This window comes from Peribacillus sp. FSL E2-0218, from assembly GCF_037992945.1.
GTDB lineage: Bacteria > Bacillota > Bacilli > Bacillales > DSM-1321 > Peribacillus > Peribacillus simplex_B.
Map to the genome: position 1 here is coordinate 4063314 of NZ_CP150304.1, position 19243 is coordinate 4082556.

The 19243-nt window shown below is 42.5% G+C and carries 15 protein-coding genes; all 15 read right to left on the reverse strand.

The features are described 5' to 3' along the window. Nucleotides 1-162: 162 nt before the first annotated feature. Nucleotides 163-1215 carry a galactofuranose ABC transporter, permease protein YjfF gene (gene yjfF / locus MHI53_RS19495; protein WP_340372014.1) on the reverse strand — a complete coding sequence of 351 codons (1053 nt, stop codon included), beginning with the start codon at nt 1213-1215 and terminating at the stop codon, nt 163-165. Further along, the gene (locus tag MHI53_RS19500; RefSeq protein ID WP_260320100.1) at nt 1215-2216 is read right to left on the reverse strand and encodes an ABC transporter permease; all 1002 of its coding nucleotides are present in this window, start codon (nt 2214-2216) and stop codon (nt 1215-1217) included. The genes yjfF and MHI53_RS19500 overlap by 1 nt, the downstream gene beginning before the upstream one ends. Continuing rightward, a complete protein-coding gene (locus tag MHI53_RS19505) occupies nt 2197-3723 on the reverse strand; it encodes a sugar ABC transporter ATP-binding protein (protein ID WP_340372015.1) in 1527 nt (508 codons plus the stop codon). Before MHI53_RS19505 ends, MHI53_RS19500 begins: the two co-directional genes overlap by 20 nt. A 476-nt stretch (nt 3724-4199) precedes the next feature. Beyond that, a complete protein-coding gene (locus tag MHI53_RS19510; protein ID WP_340372016.1) occupies nt 4200-6086 on the reverse strand; it encodes a substrate-binding domain-containing protein in 1887 nt (628 codons plus the stop codon). Further along, the gene (locus tag MHI53_RS19515; protein ID WP_340372017.1) at nt 6079-7278 is read right to left on the reverse strand and encodes a response regulator; all 1200 of its coding nucleotides are present in this window, start codon (nt 7276-7278) and stop codon (nt 6079-6081) included. Before MHI53_RS19515 ends, MHI53_RS19510 begins: the two co-directional genes overlap by 8 nt. A gap of 40 nt (nt 7279-7318) precedes the next feature. Continuing rightward, nucleotides 7319-9157, reverse strand: coding sequence for a sensor histidine kinase (locus MHI53_RS19520; RefSeq protein WP_340373709.1), 1839 nt, complete (start codon nt 9155-9157; stop codon nt 7319-7321). Between the two features lie 85 nt (nt 9158-9242). Beyond that, nucleotides 9243-10247 carry an ABC transporter substrate-binding protein gene (locus MHI53_RS19525; protein WP_340372018.1) on the reverse strand — a complete coding sequence of 335 codons (1005 nt, stop codon included), beginning with the start codon at nt 10245-10247 and terminating at the stop codon, nt 9243-9245. A 581-nt stretch (nt 10248-10828) separates the two neighbouring features. Beyond that, a complete protein-coding gene (locus tag MHI53_RS19530; protein WP_340372019.1) occupies nt 10829-11284 on the reverse strand; it encodes an ATP-dependent metallopeptidase FtsH/Yme1/Tma family protein in 456 nt (151 codons plus the stop codon). Between the two features lie 429 nt (nt 11285-11713). Beyond that, nucleotides 11714-12130 carry a VOC family protein gene (locus MHI53_RS19535; protein WP_340372020.1) on the reverse strand — a complete coding sequence of 139 codons (417 nt, stop codon included), beginning with the start codon at nt 12128-12130 and terminating at the stop codon, nt 11714-11716. A gap of 288 nt (nt 12131-12418) precedes the next feature. Beyond that, nucleotides 12419-12910 (reverse strand): PTS glucose transporter subunit IIA, encoded by a 492-nt coding sequence (locus MHI53_RS19540; protein ID WP_340372021.1) that lies wholly within the window; start codon nt 12908-12910, stop codon nt 12419-12421. 63 nt (nt 12911-12973) lie between these two features. Continuing rightward, nucleotides 12974-13585: a DUF1349 domain-containing protein gene (locus MHI53_RS19545; protein ID WP_340373710.1), complete on the reverse strand. Its 612-nt coding sequence runs from the start codon at nt 13583-13585 to the stop codon at nt 12974-12976. Nucleotides 13586-13851: 266 nt separating this feature from the next. Next, the gene (locus MHI53_RS19550; RefSeq protein WP_340372022.1) at nt 13852-14235 is read right to left on the reverse strand and encodes a DUF1801 domain-containing protein; all 384 of its coding nucleotides are present in this window, start codon (nt 14233-14235) and stop codon (nt 13852-13854) included. Between the two features lie 274 nt (nt 14236-14509). Continuing rightward, nucleotides 14510-15976, reverse strand: a complete 1467-nt coding sequence (gene ascB, locus MHI53_RS19555; RefSeq protein WP_340372023.1) for a 6-phospho-beta-glucosidase — start codon at nt 15974-15976, stop codon at nt 14510-14512. Between the two features lie 65 nt (nt 15977-16041). Continuing rightward, complete coding sequence (locus MHI53_RS19560; RefSeq protein ID WP_340372024.1) at nt 16042-17964, reverse strand: beta-glucoside-specific PTS transporter subunit IIABC; 1923 nt, start codon at nt 17962-17964, stop codon at nt 16042-16044. A gap of 124 nt (nt 17965-18088) precedes the next feature. Further along, nucleotides 18089-18940: a PRD domain-containing protein gene (locus MHI53_RS19565; protein WP_185113018.1), complete on the reverse strand. Its 852-nt coding sequence runs from the start codon at nt 18938-18940 to the stop codon at nt 18089-18091. Between the last annotated feature and the right edge of the window lie 303 nt (nt 18941-19243).

A 19243-nucleotide genomic window follows, 5' to 3' on the forward strand; every position in this document is an offset into this window, starting at 1 on the left:
AGATAGGTCGGTGTCACCAATGTGGATGACATGTGCTAGGTCCATTGGCAGCATCGATTAATAACCCAGCGAAGGCGGGCCATTTCTATCGATTGGAAAGACATGCAAAGAAGCCCCACTGATAGAGCATTGGGACTTCCTGAACGATGCTGATTCGCACACCTACTTGTATTCACTTGAAACTGACTGTGATGGAGACTGGACTTTTACATGGCTAGGTACTTTCTTGAGACGAATGACTTTCCTTTTCCTTCTTTTCATGACGATGAGCCGTTGGAGGAGAATGAATACAAACAGTAAAAACCCGACTGCAATTTTTGTCCACCACGAGCTGAGTGTACCTTGAAACATAATGATCGTCTGAATGATCCCCATGCTCATTACACCCAGTGTCGGACCAATTAAATAGCCAAACCCCCCGGTTAACAGGATTCCGCCAATGACACAGGCTGCAATCGCATCCATTTCCATCCCCAATAAATGGAGACCATATCCCGATAACATATATAAGGTAAATACCACGCCGCCCAAAGCCGAGCAAAACCCTGAAAAAACATAGACCAGGATAGTGGTTCGTTTAACAGGCAAGCCCATTAACGCAGCTGATTTGACATTGCCGCCAATGGCATATACATTGCGGCCAAACCTCGTCCATTTGGCGATATAAACCGCAAAAGCCACAACCATGATGGCAACGACCGCCCCTATTGAAATGTAATGATCGCCGATCAAATAGACCTTCGCTTGCGAAATGGCACTGTACGTATCATTGGTGATGACGATGCTATCCGTGCTGATGAGGAAGCTTGCACCTCTTGCCAGGAACATCCCCGCTAGTGTGACGATCCAGGGATGGAGATCGAAGCGATAAATGAAATAGCCTTGGAAGGCACCGAAGGCGATTCCAATCAGTAACGAAAGGGCCATCACCAGATACCCATTGACGCCTGCTTCCAGCAACGAGGCAGAAACCATGCTGATGAAGGCAACCAAGGCCCCGACGGATAGGTCGATCCCGCCAGTAATGATGACGAAGGCCAAACCGGTAGCTACAATGATTAAGTATGCATTATCAATAAATAGATTCAGAAATACCTGTGTACTAAAAAACCCCGCAAAGGCAATCGAGCCATATCCGTATAACAAGACGATCAATGCCATTGTCGCCATTATGAATATATGATTCTCTTTAATTCCGAACTTCACATGCTTCATTAGACGGACACCTTCTTTTTATTAAACTGCAAAAATATGCTTCTGAATTGCTCTGACTGAACTAGACATACCATGATCACCACAAAGGCTTTGACGACCATCACGATTTGGGGATTTATCCCGACCGAATAGATCGTTGTCGAAAGTGTTTGAATGAATAAAGCGCCCACCACCGTTCCGCCAAGGAAATATCTACCCCCGCGCATCGAGGTACCGCCGATCACTACGGCCAAGATGGCATCGAGCTCCATCCATAATCCTGCGTTATTAGCATCAGCGCTGCTTACATTTGCACTGACAATGATTCCAGCGATCGCTGCACACACTCCGCTAATGGTATAGACGAGAAAAATGATTTTCCTTGGTTGAATTCCAGCGAATTTACTTGCCGTGATGTTATTGCCGATCGATTCTAGGAATAAACCCATCGCCGTTCTTTTCTTCATATAGAACATGATCAGTAAAATGGCACCGCCGATGAATATCGAAAATGGCAGCCCCATAAAGAATCCAGAGCCGATATATTTGTAAATTTCATCATCGATCGTTAAAATCTGTCCACCCGTTATCAATTGGGCGATTCCCCTGCCAACCGTCAGAAGTATGAGCGTGGCGACCATCGGCTGTATCTCAAATATGGAAACAAGGACCCCGTTCCACATGCCGCATACGATCCCGACGCCGACGGCTGCAATCAGCGCAACCCAAACGGAGGAGGTTTCCATGATATAGGCGGCCAAGGCTCCTGAAATGGCCAAAACGGAACCGACCGAAATATCGATCCCTCCTTTTGCAATGACTAAAGTCATGCCGATGGAAATGATCAATAACGGGATGACACGGTTCAAAATGTCAATCAGGCTACCGAATAAATGCCCATTCTTCATTTCAACCGAATAAAACCCAGGAATCAAAAAGAAATTCAGGAGCAGGAGGACCAATAAGGCTACGAGCGGCCAAAATATTTTCGTTTGGGCCAGCCTAAACAGGTATCGATTCAATACTCTCAGCCCCCTTTGCAATCATATCCATGATTTTGGATTCGCTCATTTCATCACCTTGTAATTCACCAATGATGTTTCGGTCACGCAGCACAATGACTCTATCACAACAGGCTACCACTTCTTCCAATTCCGAGGAGATAAACAAAATCGTGATTCCAGCCGCTGCCAAATCCAATATCAACTTGCGGATTTCCCGTTTTGAGCCAATATCGATTCCCCGTGTCGGTTCATCCAAGATCAATAATTTAGGATTTGTCGCCAACCATCTCGCAAGGATAACCTTCTGCTGATTCCCGCCGCTCAAATTATCGATTCTTTGTTCCATGCTAGGTGTTTTGATTCTTAGCAACTCGATATATTTTTGTGCGATATCCCTTTGTTCCTTCATCGGAATGTACTTGAATAAACCTCGCTTAGCTTGCAATCCTAAAATGATATTCTCGCGAATCGTTAAATCGTTGACGATTCCCTCCAGTTTGCGATCCTCCGGGCAGAAGCTTAGCCCTATATCCACAGCAAGCTTAGGGTTCATCGACCTGATCGTTTCATTATCGACGGACATGATTCCTTCATCCGCTTTTTCTATGCCAAAAATCAGTTTGGCTACCTCGGTCCTGCCCGAACCCAACAATCCCGCCAACCCTAGGACTTCACCTCGCCGCAGGCTTAAGTTAAACGGATTTATCGTTCCCTGCCTGCCCAAGCTGCTCGCATCCACAAAGACTTCCTGACCAATATGCCTCTTTTTCTCGTTATCTCGTATAGAATCCTCTCCCCATTCCCTGCCAATCATCTTTGATACAAGCTCTGCCCTGGAGATCGTCTTCGTCTCATATTCACCAATGAGTTCACCATTTCTCAACACCGTGATTCGATCGGTAATTTCAAAGATTTGATCTAAAAAGTGGCTGACAAAAATGATGCCCATCCCCTCATTCTTTAAGCTTCGCATCACCTCAAACAGTTGCTTCACTTCGTTCTTATCCAGACTTGAAGTTGGTTCATCCAAGATCAGCACACCGCTGGAAATATCGACAGCCCTTGCGATTGCCACCATTTGTTGGATCGCCGTGGAATAGGAAGATAAAATCTTTGTTACATCGATGTGAATATTCAAACGTTCCGAGAGTACCTTCTTTGCTCCTCGGTTCATTTCCTTCCAGTCGATTCTCCCTTTCTTCATCGGCTCCCTTCCTATGAAGATATTTTCTGCAACAGAGAGATTCTCACACAAGTTTATCTCCTGATAGACAGTACTGATGCCTAAATGCTGTGCTTCTTCGGGAGACCCTGGTTCTATCTTCTCACCTTCCAGATAGAACGTGCCTCCGTTTTTCTCATGTACGCCTGTCAGCACCTTGATCAATGTCGATTTACCGGCTCCATTCTCCCCCATAAGAGAGTGGATTTCTCCCCGTTGCAAATTGAAATGGACGTTCGATAATGCTTTAACACCTGGAAACGATTTCGTGATCCCTTCAGCCTTCAGTAAAATTGGACCCATCTATAACACCTTCTTTATCACTATTTAATGAACATGTAAATTGTTAAATTAAGTATAAAGTGGCGATAATTTTATGTATTTAAAAAAAAGGGTCTTTTTTTACAAATTTCAGCGAATACATTACATACGCATAAAGAAGAGCCATGGTATGAACTACCACGGCTCCAGCCTCTAGACAAAAGGGATTCCGCCCTGTTTTCAAGCAATGAAACGATAAGCGTCACACTCCCGCTTAGGAAATGCGGTCCATGGGAAACCATGCAGATGCCTGCCGAGGAGGCTCAAGGACCGCCTCTGGATAAGGGAGTGCCTGCAGGGCAATGAAACGGTCATTCTACAACCATCAAATCGGTGGGCAAATGTAAAATCCATCATGTACAAACCCTTAAAACTGTGGCCAATCGGAATTCCCTCTTCAAGTTCAAGCAAAGTGCAATGAAACGGTCGAAGTACAGATTCTCCAAAACCATTGGCAATCAATAGTGCCTCATCAAAATTTCCTGCTTCGCTTCCTCTTTCGTAAAGGTTTTTTCCGAAGTAATGATTTTCATCGGAATTTCTTTCCCCGCTTTAAGGTCTTTAACCGATTTCATGAGTTGGGGACCCAATAATGGATTGCATTCCACCGAGAAATTCAGCTTGCCTATACTCAATGCAGTCAATGCCTTTTTGGTTGCATCAATGGAAATGATTTTAATATCTTTCCCGGGCCGCAAACCATACTCATCAATGGCTTCAACCGCACCAATCGCCATATCATCATTATGTGCGTACACGACATCGATGTCCCGGCCATAGCGGGCCAAGGCGGCGGCCATCATTTCCTTCCCCTTTTGATACGTAAAATCCCCTATTAATGAATCCAGGATCCGATAGGAATGATGGTCATGCAGAACTTCTTCGAACCCTTCCTTTCTGCCGATGGAAGGAGCGGCATTGCTCGTCCCCTCCAATTCAATGATGTTCACCTCTTTTCCCGGTGTCTTCCTCCCATTGACTAACCAACGGGCAGCCCTGCGTCCTTCCTCAACAAAATCCGAACCGATAAAGGAAGTCCATAAGGAGGAATCCCTCACCTCAATTTCTCGATCAGAGAGGATGACGGGAATTCCGGCATTCTTTGCTTCTTGAAGCACTTCATCCCAGCCATGTTCGACCTTCGGGGAAAAGGCGATGACATCTACCCCTTGCTTGATAAATCCCCTTATTATTTCCACTTGCTTTTCTTGATCATTATTGGCATTCTTCAGTTTCAGGTTTACCCCTTCGTCTTTTGCTGCCGCAATGATCGAACTCGTATTGGCCGCCCTAAAACCACTTTCCTTACCGACTTGCGCAAACCCCAATGTGACCTTTACATCCTTCTCTTCCTGATGGTTAGTGGATAGATCCCGTTGTTGTAGATATTCATTTACGTTCTTCGGTGTCACTTGATGGTTCCTGACTATTATTTTTTTCGGGATTTCCGCTTCTTGATTCAAAATTTCAATCGCATACTGAATGGCTTCTTTTCCACCAGTCGGGGTAATGAATGTCGTATCGACCTTTTTTCCCTTTACTAATTGCAATCCACCATCCGGCTTGTTAACCCCATCGCTGCCGATGATGTAAACTCCTTTCAGATGCAAAGCTTCGAGGGCTTTGCGGGCCCCTAAAGCCATTGCATCATTGTACGCATAAATCAGGTCAGGCGGATCGTGGCGATAGCGCAATAGTCCCTTCAGCTTGTCCTCGGCCTTATCTCTTTGCCAGTTCGCAACAAGTGAATCGGTTATCTTATAAGCCGAGTTTTCACTTATTTTCTCCCGGAAACCCTCACTTCTTTCCTCCACTTGCAAGGCACTCGCGACACCTTGCAGTTCAATGATGTCCCCGCCCTTATTGCCCAGCAATTGCATGGCAGCCTCTGCAGCCATCTCGCCTATGAAATGGTGGTCTGAGCCGATATACAGGGTATAATTGTACCCTTCGACTCCCCTCCCCAGGACAATGACAGGGATTTCTTCATACACCTTCGATATGACAGGCGTCAAGGCAGCCGTATTATCGACGGATACGATCAACAGATCGATTCCATAGGACTTCAATGTTTCGATTTCCTCTATCTGTTGCGCCGAGCTGTGCGCCGCATCCGTATAAATCACTCTTATATTGTGATGTTTCGCAGCTTCTTCCGTTAACTCCTCATACATCAGCACTTGCCATGGTTCAAGAAGGTTTGGCTGTGAAACACCAATGACATAGTCTACTTCCTTCTCTTCCTTGGCCTCCTTCTCGGTATTCTTGTAATGAAGCAATAATGGGAGTAAGCAACAGACGCTTAATCCAATCATTATATTTCGATATATCCTTTTTTTAGTCATTACTCTTTACTCCACTCTTATAAACCATCGGTGAAATGCCAATCATCTTCTTGAAGGCACTGCAAAAGTAATGCTGAGTACTATACCCGACCATATCCGCCACTTCATAGATTTTTAGATAAGGGTCCTTTATCAGCAGTAGGGCTTTATTTATTCGTACCTTCGTCAGATAGTGTATGAACGAAACCCCTAATTCATTTTTAATTTGCTTGCTTAAATACGTAGGGCTCACCTGTACAATGGCAGCCACTTCTTTCAATGAAATCGAATGCTCGTCATAGTGTTGATCGATATAATTTTTAGCCAATAAAACCATCGGCGATAAACTTTTGGAGGTTTTTACCTCTGTAATTAACTCGGTATATTGCTTTGGAAAAGCTAGGAGATCATGAAACATGTTCTCGGCACAAACAATCCCCTTGCCCAAGAATTTTTCGGCATAGTCTTTTATTTCCCTGTTCTGTGTGAGCAGCTGTTCCATATTGACGCCTGGGATAAGTACGACAATATTGCCTGAATGGTCTTCAAAAAGCTCAACGTTTGGATACGCATTCAAAATATGCTTGATGATATTCTTCAATGAAAAGTTTATTAAACTATCACTCCAATACCGCTCCGCTCCACCGTCATCAATTCCTCTGACTACCTTGAAAACCGACATCCCTATATGGCCTTCAAGCTTCAGCTCCAGTAGCTGGCACTGTTCATGGACTTCTTCTTCGGTAAATGAACCTGAGCACCAGTTTTGCAGGAATTTTTCTTTAAGCAGTGGTTTATTTCCCTCCAGTTGCTGCGCAAGCCGCTTACTTCTGCTGTTTTTTTCGAGATGTTCCGTAGCCCTTTTCACCGTTTTGATTAGTTCATCCTTGTTAACAGGTTTTATTATATAGTCAAATGCACCCATCTTGATCGCCTGTTGTGCATAGCCAAACTCATCGTAGCCCGATATGACGATAAAAATGGCGTCTGGAAGGTTTTTTCGCAATTGCTCCATCAATTCCAATCCATTTAGAAACGGCATATTAATATCAATGAATAAAATATCGGGCTTCAATTCGATGGCCATGTCCAATGCCATTTCACCATCTTCCGCTTCTCCTATTACGTGAACGGAGTAATCCTCCCAGTCAGCTGCGAACCTAAGTCCTTTCCTTATCGTTGTTTCATCTTCGGCAATTAATAACTCCCACATCATAAAACCTCCACGACAGCCCATAAATTTTGCAAGCGCTTTATTTATTGATTATAGGAAGTATCGCTATCACTGTTGTCCCCGTTCCATATTCACTGAATACTTGTAATCCATATTGCGATCCATATGACAACAGAATTCTTTCATTTACATTAAATAAGCCATAACCTTTATGGTCACCACTCATATTCTTTAAAGCATGATTCAATTTTTTCAAGGGCTCCGCCTCGATTCCGACTCCTGTATCCCTAACGGCAAATAAAAGCTGATCGTTCCTTTTACATATGCTGATCGAGATTTTTCCTTTTCCTCTTTTGTTCCTTATTCCGTGATAGATCGCATTCTCGACCAAAGGCTGTAAAATAAGCTTCAGCACTTGGTTATTTTTTACCGTTTCATCCACATCCAATTGATATCCTATTTTGGATTCATAGCGGGTCATCTGTATGGTAAGGTAACTGACTATATGCTCGACCTCTTCTTCAACCGTTATGAATTCATTTCCCTTATTCAAGCCAATTCTGAATAAGGTTGTCAGTGCATTGACCATTTCTATGATTTTATCGGCTTTATACTCGCTTGCCATCCATTGGATGGTGTCTAATGTATTGTATAAGAAATGCGGCTTGATTTGCGCTTGCAATATTTTAAGCTCTGCTTCCCTTTTACTTTTTTGTTCCTTATAGACAAGATCGATGAGCTCCTCCACTTCCTGGATCATTTTATTATAGCTGTTGCCCAACTGACCAATTTCATCGTCATACTTCGAGTGAAAACGGAGGTCGAATCGTCTTTCCTCCACATTCCCCATTAATGTCTTGAGTTTTGTTAATGGCTTCGTTATCGTATTCGCAAAGAATAAAGACACGATCAAACTGATGATTAAAGTGATGATGGCGATGATCAAAGTGAGTCCTTGAACTTTGGATACGACCTTGGTCGTTTCATTAATCGAAAACACCCCGACAATCTTCCAACCGATATCGGGAACCGTATTGTAAATGATTTGGAACTTGTCATGCTCAATCTCTTTTTCGATCGGCGGCGATTCATCGTTCGCCAGCCAGCTTGGATGGATGCGGTAAACCGTCGAGTTAACCGGTGAATAAACCACTTTGCTTTCTTTATCCATGATGAAAATGAAGCCGCTTTTACCAAGCTTGATCGATTCTATCACGCTTTTTATGAAATCGAATTTAAGGTCAATTAAAATGACGCCCTCAACTTCCTTGGTTGTCGGGTTTTCAATGGCTTTGACCAGTGATAGCACATTATTGACTTGATAATCCGAGGTGTTTGTAAGATTCCTGCCGATCGGCTTTGAAATCAACTGGATCTTTCCTGGTGTTTGTATCGCCTTTTTATACCAAGACTCCTTCGTAAGCGGATCTCTGGAAATCCTCGTCATCTCATTACTGATCAGCTGATCGTACCGATTCACTAGAATGATTCCTGCTATTTCCTGATGCCTGTCTTTATAGATTTGGATTTTTTCCTTCGCCTTTTGCTCTATCTTTTCAGCTGGTTTTTTTTGTTCCAAAAATTGTCCAACGGATTCTTCGTTCGCTAAGTAATACATAATATTATCATTCTCTTGAATTAGTACTTTAATGTGGTTCCATACTTGGTCAATCATCTGATCTGTGTGCCTGTTCGCTTCCTTTTCAATGGATTTCTTATATATTTCCCCGCCAAAAAAACTCAGGGTCATGATACACAAGATGATGATGATAAAAAAATAGAAAAATAGTTTAAATCGGATACTGCTGTTATTGAAATGTGCTAGCAATTTGAGCGCAATAGTGAACTCTCCCTCTCCCTTTTCTTGGGTCATGGTTATATTATTACCAATGTGTTGCTCATTTTCAATAAAATTCATAATAATCAAAAAATAAATTCCCAACGGTTGATACCATAGAAAAATCGAAATTGTTAAGAAACAATTCCGATTTTTCCGCTTACTATTAGTATTGTCGTGATGATAAAGCTTCCTCTGCCGCATCTTTCCCAACAAACACATCTTCATCCGTTTTGATCCATCTTTCAATTTCTTTTCCAGCTTTTAAATCTTTCGCTGCTTGAGCAAGCTGAGGTCCCAATAATGGATTACATTCGACTATAATATTTGACTTACCTGCGATGACCGCTTCGAAAATATCTTTAATGCCATCCACCGATACCACTTTGATATCCTTACCTGGCTTCAATCCATATTCTTCGATCGCTTGTATCGCCCCTAATGCCATATCATCATTATGAGCGTAAACCGCATCGATATTATCGCCATCCGATTTCAAAAATGCTTCCATTACTTCCTTGCCTTTCGTACGTGTAAAATCACCTGTTTGTGATTTAATGATTTTATAATTGGCATTCGCTTTGATTTCCTTGGCGAATCCAGCCATGCGATCATTTGCCGCACTAGCTCCGACCGTTCCCTGGAGCTCTACAATATTCACCTTCGAATCCTTGCCCATCAAATTGATCAACTCTTTGGCAGCGTTTTCACCTTCTGTAATGAAATCGGAACCGATAAAGCTTGTATAAAGTGATTCATCCTTAACTTTAATTCCACGATCTAACAAGATGACTGGGATACCAGCATTTTTAGCTTCCTTCAGAACCGTTTCCCAGCCGGACTCAACAACGGGAGCCAATGCAATCAAATCCACTTTTTGAGCAATAAAGCTTCTAAGGGCTTTGATTTGATTTTCTTGTTTTTGCTGAGCATCCGAGAACTTCAATTCAAATTGGGGGTCATTGCCCAACGTTTTTTTTATGGAGTCGGTTTCCGCTGTTCGCCAGCCGCTTTCAGCACCAATTTGCGAGAAACCTACAACGATTTTATCCCCCTTGCCTTTCGAAGTGCCACCGCTTGAGCCGGATGATTCGCTATTGCACCCTGCCAACAAAAAGATTGCCAACATTGAAGCAATTAACAGCATCCAACCCTTCTTTGCTTTCCCCATTTCTTTTCCCCCTTAAAGTTATTCCACATTAGATTACAGCTTAAAAAGAAGAAAGTATTTATAATAAAACAGGATTATTTATAATTTTTAGTTTTTTTGACATGTATTCATATGTGATCAAGAATGTCAGGATAACCAGAACCCATCAAACGAGGGCAAAAAGTAATGGAGTTATCTTTCTTCCAGATTTGCTTTATCCCTTAACGATCTTTATGATTTCATTACATGTTGTGCACATGATCAACGTAGGTCCATTTAACTGTTTGATTGTCGACAGCTGTTGATGCTCACATTTTTTTATGGTGATCCCCCCATTCTTTAAAATTGGAGTCAACTGGTTTAACGCCATCCGGAGTCCGGTTACAGTTGACTACCATAAGATTACAAAATAGGCTCGGAATAGTATTTACAATAAAACGCCATTATTTATGAATTTCCATGCTTGATCTAGAATTGGACCATCACCATTCTGGCTTTATTCTGCAACTGTTCGTCTTGGCTGGACTCACATGATGTGATCCTGCCAAACTTGATATATTGATAAAAAAACTCGCCTTTCCAAGTAGGAAAAGCGAGTTTTTTTAATATCGTGGACGGTTCCATCTTTTTATCACCCGTAACATGAGGACAATGACGAAAACCATGATCAAAAGGAGTATGAACGGCAATGTCGTTGTAAGAACGGTGACCCACCCGCTTACATCAGTATCTGGCGGTATCATGACAATTTGTTCTATATTATGTTCGTCCGCAGCTCGATTGATCGTATTCAGCGCGAACTCACTGTTCGGGACAATTACGTTAAAAGATTGATCCTTTCCATCAGCTTTCAGGCGGCCGCTTATTTCATATACACTTTTTTTCGGCTCCAATTTCAAGGATGTCACCTTTCCAGCCTCTAATGTTGAATAAAATTCAGCATCGGTCAATGTCTCTTTCTTCTCGCCATGCTCGTAATGGGTGAAACCAAAACCAGCAGCCAACAACACGGCCAAAATAATTACATAAAAAAACTTAGTGCGGAAAATTGCCTTCATCTAATACCTTCTCCCATGTTAAAACAAACTAAAGGTAATAGTATCATATATAGTTAATTATTAACAATTAAACCAATAGGAGAAGATCGGGACAGCCCGTAGTCAAAACTGAGGGTAACATGCGTAATGCCATTTCATCCCCTCTACAAGGGAATGGAGATAGAAGTTCGATTGCCTATAGTTTTCATATTTTATACATCGATCGTTTCATTACACTCAGCTTAAACATTTAGAAAGGACCATTTAACCCACAGTTTTTGAGGTTTATACTTTCGTAGGCCAGCACGAACTGGGCAGCTTTCTTTAGGGTATTGGTTTATGAGGGTAATGGAGCTTAAAAAAGATGCCATCTGCAAAATACAGACAGCATCACCTTTTTCATGTCTTATATAAGGCGTACATGTTAAGTGAAGGGGTGTTCGTTTTGGCTTATTCTTGCCTGAACCCACTTTCATCCATGTAGAATACTTCCCAAAGATGTCCGTCCAAATCCCTGAAGCTCCAACCGTACATGAATCCATGGTCGATGGCTTCATTATAGGGCTGTGCGCCGGCATTCAATGCCCTAGTGACGACTTCGTCGACTTCTTGCTTACTATTTACCGATAGGGCGACAATCGCTTCCGCACTCGTTTCCGAATTCGGGATTTCCATCTTCGTAAACGTCTTGAAATAATCCTCAACCAATAGCATGACGTAAATCGATTCACTGATAACCATGCACGTTGCGTTTTCATTGGTCATTTGCTCGTTAAAGGCAAAGCCCACTTTAGTGAAGAATTGTATCGAAGCATCCAAATCTTTAACAGGCAGGTTAACGAATATCTTTTCTGCTTGAACTCTCATCCTATTCACCCTCGCTTGATTTATTTGTTCACTCACCTATTATTCGCTGTTTTTTTAGAATATCCTGCTGGCAGCACTGATAGCGGTCCAAGTCAAAATATGAACCAGTTCATTACCCATCTTAAATCTTTAATATGCTATAGACATTGAGCGAATGCAGCGTGCGTATTCCTGAAAGGTCTATCTTGCTGGGTGGATAAATAAAGTTCATGATCATAAAAACATCCTTTGCAATAATCGCTACAAAGGATGTTTTGCGGGTTTACACTTTAGTAAACCCTTAATTTTTTACTTTAAATAAACTTTCATAATCTCCGTTTCGTTCATGATCGCTTCGCTGTTAGCTGTTTTTTCCACTTTTTCAACGAGCTCACCATTCGTGATGACGATCGGAGTGATAATGCTTGGTGCATTCGATTTAAGGAATTCGATATCGAATGTAACGAGCTTGTCCCCGGCTTTTACACGCTGCCCTTCTGCGACATGGACTTCGAATCCTTCACCTTTAAGGTTCACCGTTTCTAGCCCGATATGCATCAGCAATTCAATCCCATTTTTCGTCTTAAGTCCTATTGCATGCTTCGTATGAAAAACCTGGACCACTTCTGCATCTATCGGAGCCACGACAAGGCCCTCCTCAGGAAGGATCGCGATCCCATCTCCCATCAGCTTCCCGGAGAACACCGGATCTGGAACATCCTCCATCTTTATGACTTGTCCGTTTATCGGTGCAAGCAATTGCTCCACACTATCTTTTTTTCCGAATAATTTCTTGAACATAATAGACCCCTTCCTCTTTCCAGTCGAATTTATCAAGACAAAAAGTCTTCATCTCTTGCCCTATTAATAAACCTTTGTTTCCTTATCTATTTTTTCCACCTTCATGAAATCGAACGCTGCTTCATACCCTTTGCCTTGCGGGCTGCAGGCATAAAGGCCGACTTTCATCTTCCTTGCCTCTTCAACGAGATGGGTCATCCTTATTTGGCTCCACGAAGTGCCATCCAATGAATAATCCACATAAAAGTCGTTGTCCCTTCTCGTGATGCGATAAAATAGCGGAGCCCCGTCTTCTGAAATTTCCTGGCTTGACCAATCAGAATACCCTTGATTTGTTGCAACCACACCTAATTTACTTTGGCCATCAGGGATATATTCAACCGACGTCTTTAGCCATGTCTCGGTTGAGAAGCGCACCATCAAGCCCGCTTGGTCATATCTATTGACTGGATTGGATTTCACTTTCGTCGTTAAACGAAAATCCCCGTTTACCTCATGGTATAAAAAATGCCCATTATCCGCTTGAAAGCCATAATGAGTTTTTTGCCAAAAATCGGTTTGATTATCCGTTTTAATGACTAAAATCGAATCCTCCGCATTAATACTCCATGCTTTCGGCTCGGAGTGCCAAGTTAATTTCGTTCCGAATCCAGAAGCATGGTTAAACTCCTCCATTAATATAGCCGTTATGATCGTTGCCACCTTTCTAACAATTGATGCATGCACGCAGGACTTTCGCCAACAAAATCATTAATATTTTGTTAATTCCGATAATACAAGCTTATCATAAGTCGACCACGTTTGAGAATTATCAGGTTCCGGAGCGCAGGGCAAGCAGAAGGCGATCAAATTCTACACACATTCCGGCACAAGAAAAAGCGATACTTCATAAGGAAAAACCGCCCCTTTTTTAACCGATTCGAAAATGGCGCTGAACGTACTTATTTCTTTTTCGCTTTGGCTTCGGCTTTTTTAATATTCTCCTTCCCCCTGAATGTAACGATCTCACTTATTACATCATAAGGAATCGGCTTGTTGAGCGGAAACTGAACGGCCCCTTTCGACCGTTTATAGTCCGATAAAGCATCTTCAAAGGCCAAGATCCCGCTCGGTGTCGGATAAAATCCGATATGGTTTTTATAAGCCGCGAAATGGACCAGGTTGCCATGTATGGCAAACGTGGGCATTTGATAACTAATCTTTTCACTAGCTTCCGGTGCCGCAGCTTTTATCACGTTCCTTACCGTTTTCAAAATCTCCTGTACCTCTTCGGGAAATTGCAAGATATATTCATCAATTGTATGAAAAGTTTTGGCTCCTACCATGATTTCTCCTTTCGTCGTTCAATTTGTCGTTATTCTATATTATAGCAATTTTTAGGATTCTTTATTTCTGTTTCTCAAGTAGTGTGTTGTGGTTGATTTCCCTCAATGCCGCTTTTTCGAGAGGGCGGGCACTCCTGACGCCGAAGTCTCGCAATCTGCTCCAATCAACATTTAGTAGCTTCGCCTTAAATAAGAAATCTTTACGAAAAGGGACTAATAAACAAAGGAGTCCGCTACAAGTGGCTTATAGCGGACTCCTTTGTTTATAGGAAGATTAAGATAGATCTTCTCCATTTGTTTCGATCACTTTTTTATACCAGTAGAACGAATCTTTCTTCGAGCGTGCAAGTGTGCCGTTTCCTTCATCATCCTGATCCACATAGATGAAGCCGTAGCGCTTGGACATTTCGTTCGTTGAGACACTGATTAGATCAATGGGCCCCCATGCCGTGTAGCCAAGCAAATCAACGCCGTATTTGACAGCTTCCTTCATTTGTTCAATATGCTGTCTTAAGTAGTCAACACGATACGGGTCATGAATGGAGCCATCTTCCTCGACCTTATCATGGGCACCAAGACCATTTTCAACGATGAACAGCGGTTTTCCATAGCGATTATGGAAGTCTTGCAATGTATAACGAAGCCCTTTTGGATCGATCTGCCATCCCCAATCGGATGTTTCAAGGTGAGGGTTTTTAACACTATTTTTCACCATATTCCCGAGAACACTCTCTTTTTCACCTTGTGTAGTAACAGAGATAGACATGTAGTAACTAAATGAGATGAAATCGACAGGATACTGTTTAATAATCTCATCATCGCCTATTTTCTTTTCAATCACGATGTCATTTTCCTCAAAGTAACGCTCCATTAACTTCGGATATTCTCCTCGCACTTGAACGTCTGTGAAGAATAGGTTCATATCATTGTGGTTTTGCGCTAATAAGATGTCATCCGGATGGTTCGTGACAGGATACGTGGTCATGCGTGCAAGCATGCATCCTACTTGTACTCCGGGAATGATTTCATGGGCAAGCTTCGTGGCAAGGGAACTAGCGACAAATTGATGGTGGGCTGCTTGATACGCTACTTGCTCGAATGTCTTGTCCGGAACGTTTTCAACGAGCACACCGCCACCTGTGTAAGGACTGTGTGTAATGACGTTGATTTCATTAAAGGTGAGCCAGTATTTCACCTTGTTTTTATAGCGCGTAAACACGGTCTCTGCATAGCGCGTGTAGAATCCAATAAGCTTCCGGTTATGCCACCCGTTGTATTTCCGCGTCAATTCAAGCGGAGTTTCATAGTGTGAAAGAGTTACAAGCGGCTCAATGCCGTATTTCAACATTTCATCGAAAAGATCGTCGTAAAATTTCAATCCTGCTTCATTCGGTTGTTGGTCATCGCCATTCGGAAAAATGCGCGCCCAGTGAATCGAAATGCGAAGTGTTTTAAATCCCATTTCTGCAAATAACGCCATGTCTTCTTTGTAGCGGTGATAGAAATCAATCGCTGTACGTTTTGGAAAACGATCCTTTATTTTCCCTGCAAGAACGCCTTCAATGTAATCCGCTTTTACGTCCATAGAATAGCCGTTGCGTTCTTCTTTTGGAACGAAGCGAATCATATCCGCTGTAGAAAGTCCTTTGCCTGCAACATCAAAAGCACCTTCAAGTTGATTGGCTGCGGTTGCGCCGCCCCAGAGGAATCCTTTTTTGAATCCAGTATCCGTCATTGCCATATTCTCCACGTCCTTTGTTTATTTTTTATTATGGAGGGCTAAGACCCTTGCCCTCCAAGTCTGCTTTATTTCACTATCGAAAGTAGTTGTTCCTCTTCGAATATCTGCCCCTTCTCATTGACTGGCAGGACATCTAAATAATCTGCTGTATTTGTCACTATAATCATCGTAACGGAGTCGAGGCCTTCTGCCTGGATGGCATCCCGATCAAATTCAATCAGCGGCTGGCCGCTGATTACACGATCTCCCTCTTTAACAAGTGCTTTAAAATGTTTTCCTCTAAGAGAAACCGTATCAATCCCAATATGAATCAATATTTCCTGCCCATCATCTCCTTTTATGCCAACTGCATGTTGAGAATCCGGCAACACCATGATGATTCCTGGGACTGGAGAGACGACACGATTATCAGCTGGCTGGATGGCAATCCCTTTTCCCATAATCTCTTGCGCGAATGTTGCATCTGAAACGTCTTTTAAAGGAACGATTTTTCCTGTTAACGGGGAAAATACATCGGCCGTTTTTGATTCACCTTCCATACTGGTTATCGTAGATGCAGCTTCTGCCAATCCTTTTTCAACTTTCCCAGCTCCACTAGTTTGGTCTTCTGTCGCAATATCTTCAAACCCGAAGATCAAAATCAGAATAATGGGTAGAATGATCGCTAATGCAAGCATGACGAGAGCAACGATCAAGTTACCCGCCTCTCCACTGGGATCCGCGAATGTCGGAATGGAGAATATCCCGACTAGTCCCCCCATGGTAAACGCTTTGAATCCATACCAACCAGCAAAAGCACCAAGCAATCCACTAGAAATCATCGCATAGTAGAATGGTCTTTTTAATTTCATGTTGACTCCATACATTGCCGGTTCTGTAATCCCGATCACCGCCGAGATTCCTGAGGATATTCCAAGCTGTCTCAATTCCTTATTTTTAGTCCGCAGCGCTACGCCAAAGGCAGCTCCAGCTTGAGCCAAGTTACTAATGAACATCGTGGGTGCCAGGACATTATCAAACCCGTAAAGAGACATGTTCTGAATGCTAATTGGTGCGAACGTGTAATGCATGCCTGTCATAACGATCAGCGGCATCAATCCAGCCATCAGCAAACCAGCCACCGGGCCCGCATGTTCAAAGAGCCAAGCAAATACTTGGGATAGTCCATTCCCAATATTTGTACCGAGCGGCCCAATCAACCAGAGGGTGAGAGGCACGACGATAAGCAGCGCAAGCAATGGGGAAAACATCACCGTAATCGATGAAGGCATCCATGAACGAATAAATTTGTATACATATTTCAATAACAGAACACTTAAGATGATAGGAAGAACGCTAGAAGCGTAGTTCACAACGGGAATGGAAACGAAACTTAATCCAAATAATGTAAAATTCGAAATATCCGTGATACCTCGTGTTGCATCAACAAAAGTGGGATAAAGTAATGTACCAGCTATCGCAAGTGCTAAATATTCGTTTGTTTTGAATTTACGTGCAGCTGAAACGGCTAAGAAGAAGGGCAGGAAGTAGAAAACCCCGTCACCAATTGCATTGAGTACTGCGTATGTGTCACTTTTTGAACTAAACCAACCAAAGGTTATGAATAAAGCGACAAAACCTTTTAACAAGCCAGCACCGACAAGCGCTGGAAGGATCGGGGTAAATATCCCGGAGATCGTATCCAAGATCCGACTGATTCCCCCTTGTTTCTCTCTATTTTTACTATTAGACGAACCGCCAACCCCAACAAGCGGCTCCACTTCTTCAAAAACCTCAGCTACTTTGTTTCCGATAATGACCTGAAACTGATCGCCAGAAAACTGGGCACCCATGACGCCGTCAATTTGTTTAATTTCATCAAGCTTTACTTTGTTCTTATCTTGAAGGTTGAATCGCAGTCGGGTAACACAGTGCCAAACTTGATCCACATTTTCGCGTCCGCCGATTTTCAACACAATCTCTTTAGCTGTCTCCTTGTGTGTAGCCAAAATATTTCCCCCTTTTTTCCAATAAAAAACCCAAACAGATGCCCAAGCATGTTTTCATCACATGCTTAGTCTGTTTGGGTAATGCCTGATCTAGTCAGTAGCAATCCTCAAGTGAAGATAACGGTTATTCAGTTTCAGCACGACTGGTGACGCGCCATATATGCAGTGTTAAATAAAGCTTTTCGTCCGATGATAGTGACCAGCCGTACTGTTTAAGCAGCAGGTTGGCAATTTTCCCGACTGCCTGGTATGCCTTCATATACTTCGTTTTCACCACATCAAGTAAAGTGTTATCGACTTGTGGGTTACCATCTTGTTCGTGATCAAGCTGACGTATGACGAAAAATCGTAAATGCGTGACAAGCCTGGAATAGTTCATGGAATCTTCATCTAGTTTAATTTGAAAGTGATACTGAACGATGTCGATGATTCGATTGATCACCTCAGTCATTTTCATCGTTTCTTCAATCTTCGCATGCGCATTTTGGGCATTGACGAAGTGATAAGTAAGGAATGTTTCTTCACTTTTAGGAAGAAGTACATCGAGTTGATCATATACAAATCGAATCGCATTCACTGCCGCCTGGTACTCTTTATGATAGAGCTTTTTCACTTCCCAACGGCTTGGTTGCGCGTATTCAATGCCTGCATCGCTCCGCTCAATGGCGAAATTCAAGTGATCCGCAAGAGTTAAGTAAATATTCGTATTGAATGTTACGCCAATTTCAGCTTCGGCTCGCTTGATTATTTCTACGGATACCTCAAGGATTTCCGGTTTGATGCTGTCAAGAATTTGTGCAAGTGGTCTACGGACCGTCGAAGATTCAGCTACAAACTTACGCCGAATGAGGGATTCATCAATCATGTCCCCTTTTTTCTTCTGATAGCCAACAGCCGTTCCCATCACGACCCATTCTAAATTTGAGGAATCCTCCACTAAGGCTACATTGTTATTGAACGCTTTAACAAACTTCATTGAAGCTTCCCCCACATCAAAGGAACGTAAAAAATCCCATCTTAAAAATGCATAAAAAAATCCAAGCACTTTCAACATAGGTAATGCCTGATCGAGTCAGTAACAATCCTTATTCTCGTTAGCTACAATATACTATGCAATGAAAACGATGTCAATCATTTTGTAACCGATATCACAAGAGAATATAAAGTCGAATTGTATCGACTGCAGGACGAATTCGACGTAAAGAAAAAATCTAAAGGGAATGATCCAGAATGAGCAAGCCTCTCCTCTTTCTCATTCAACACATACATAATTTCAGGC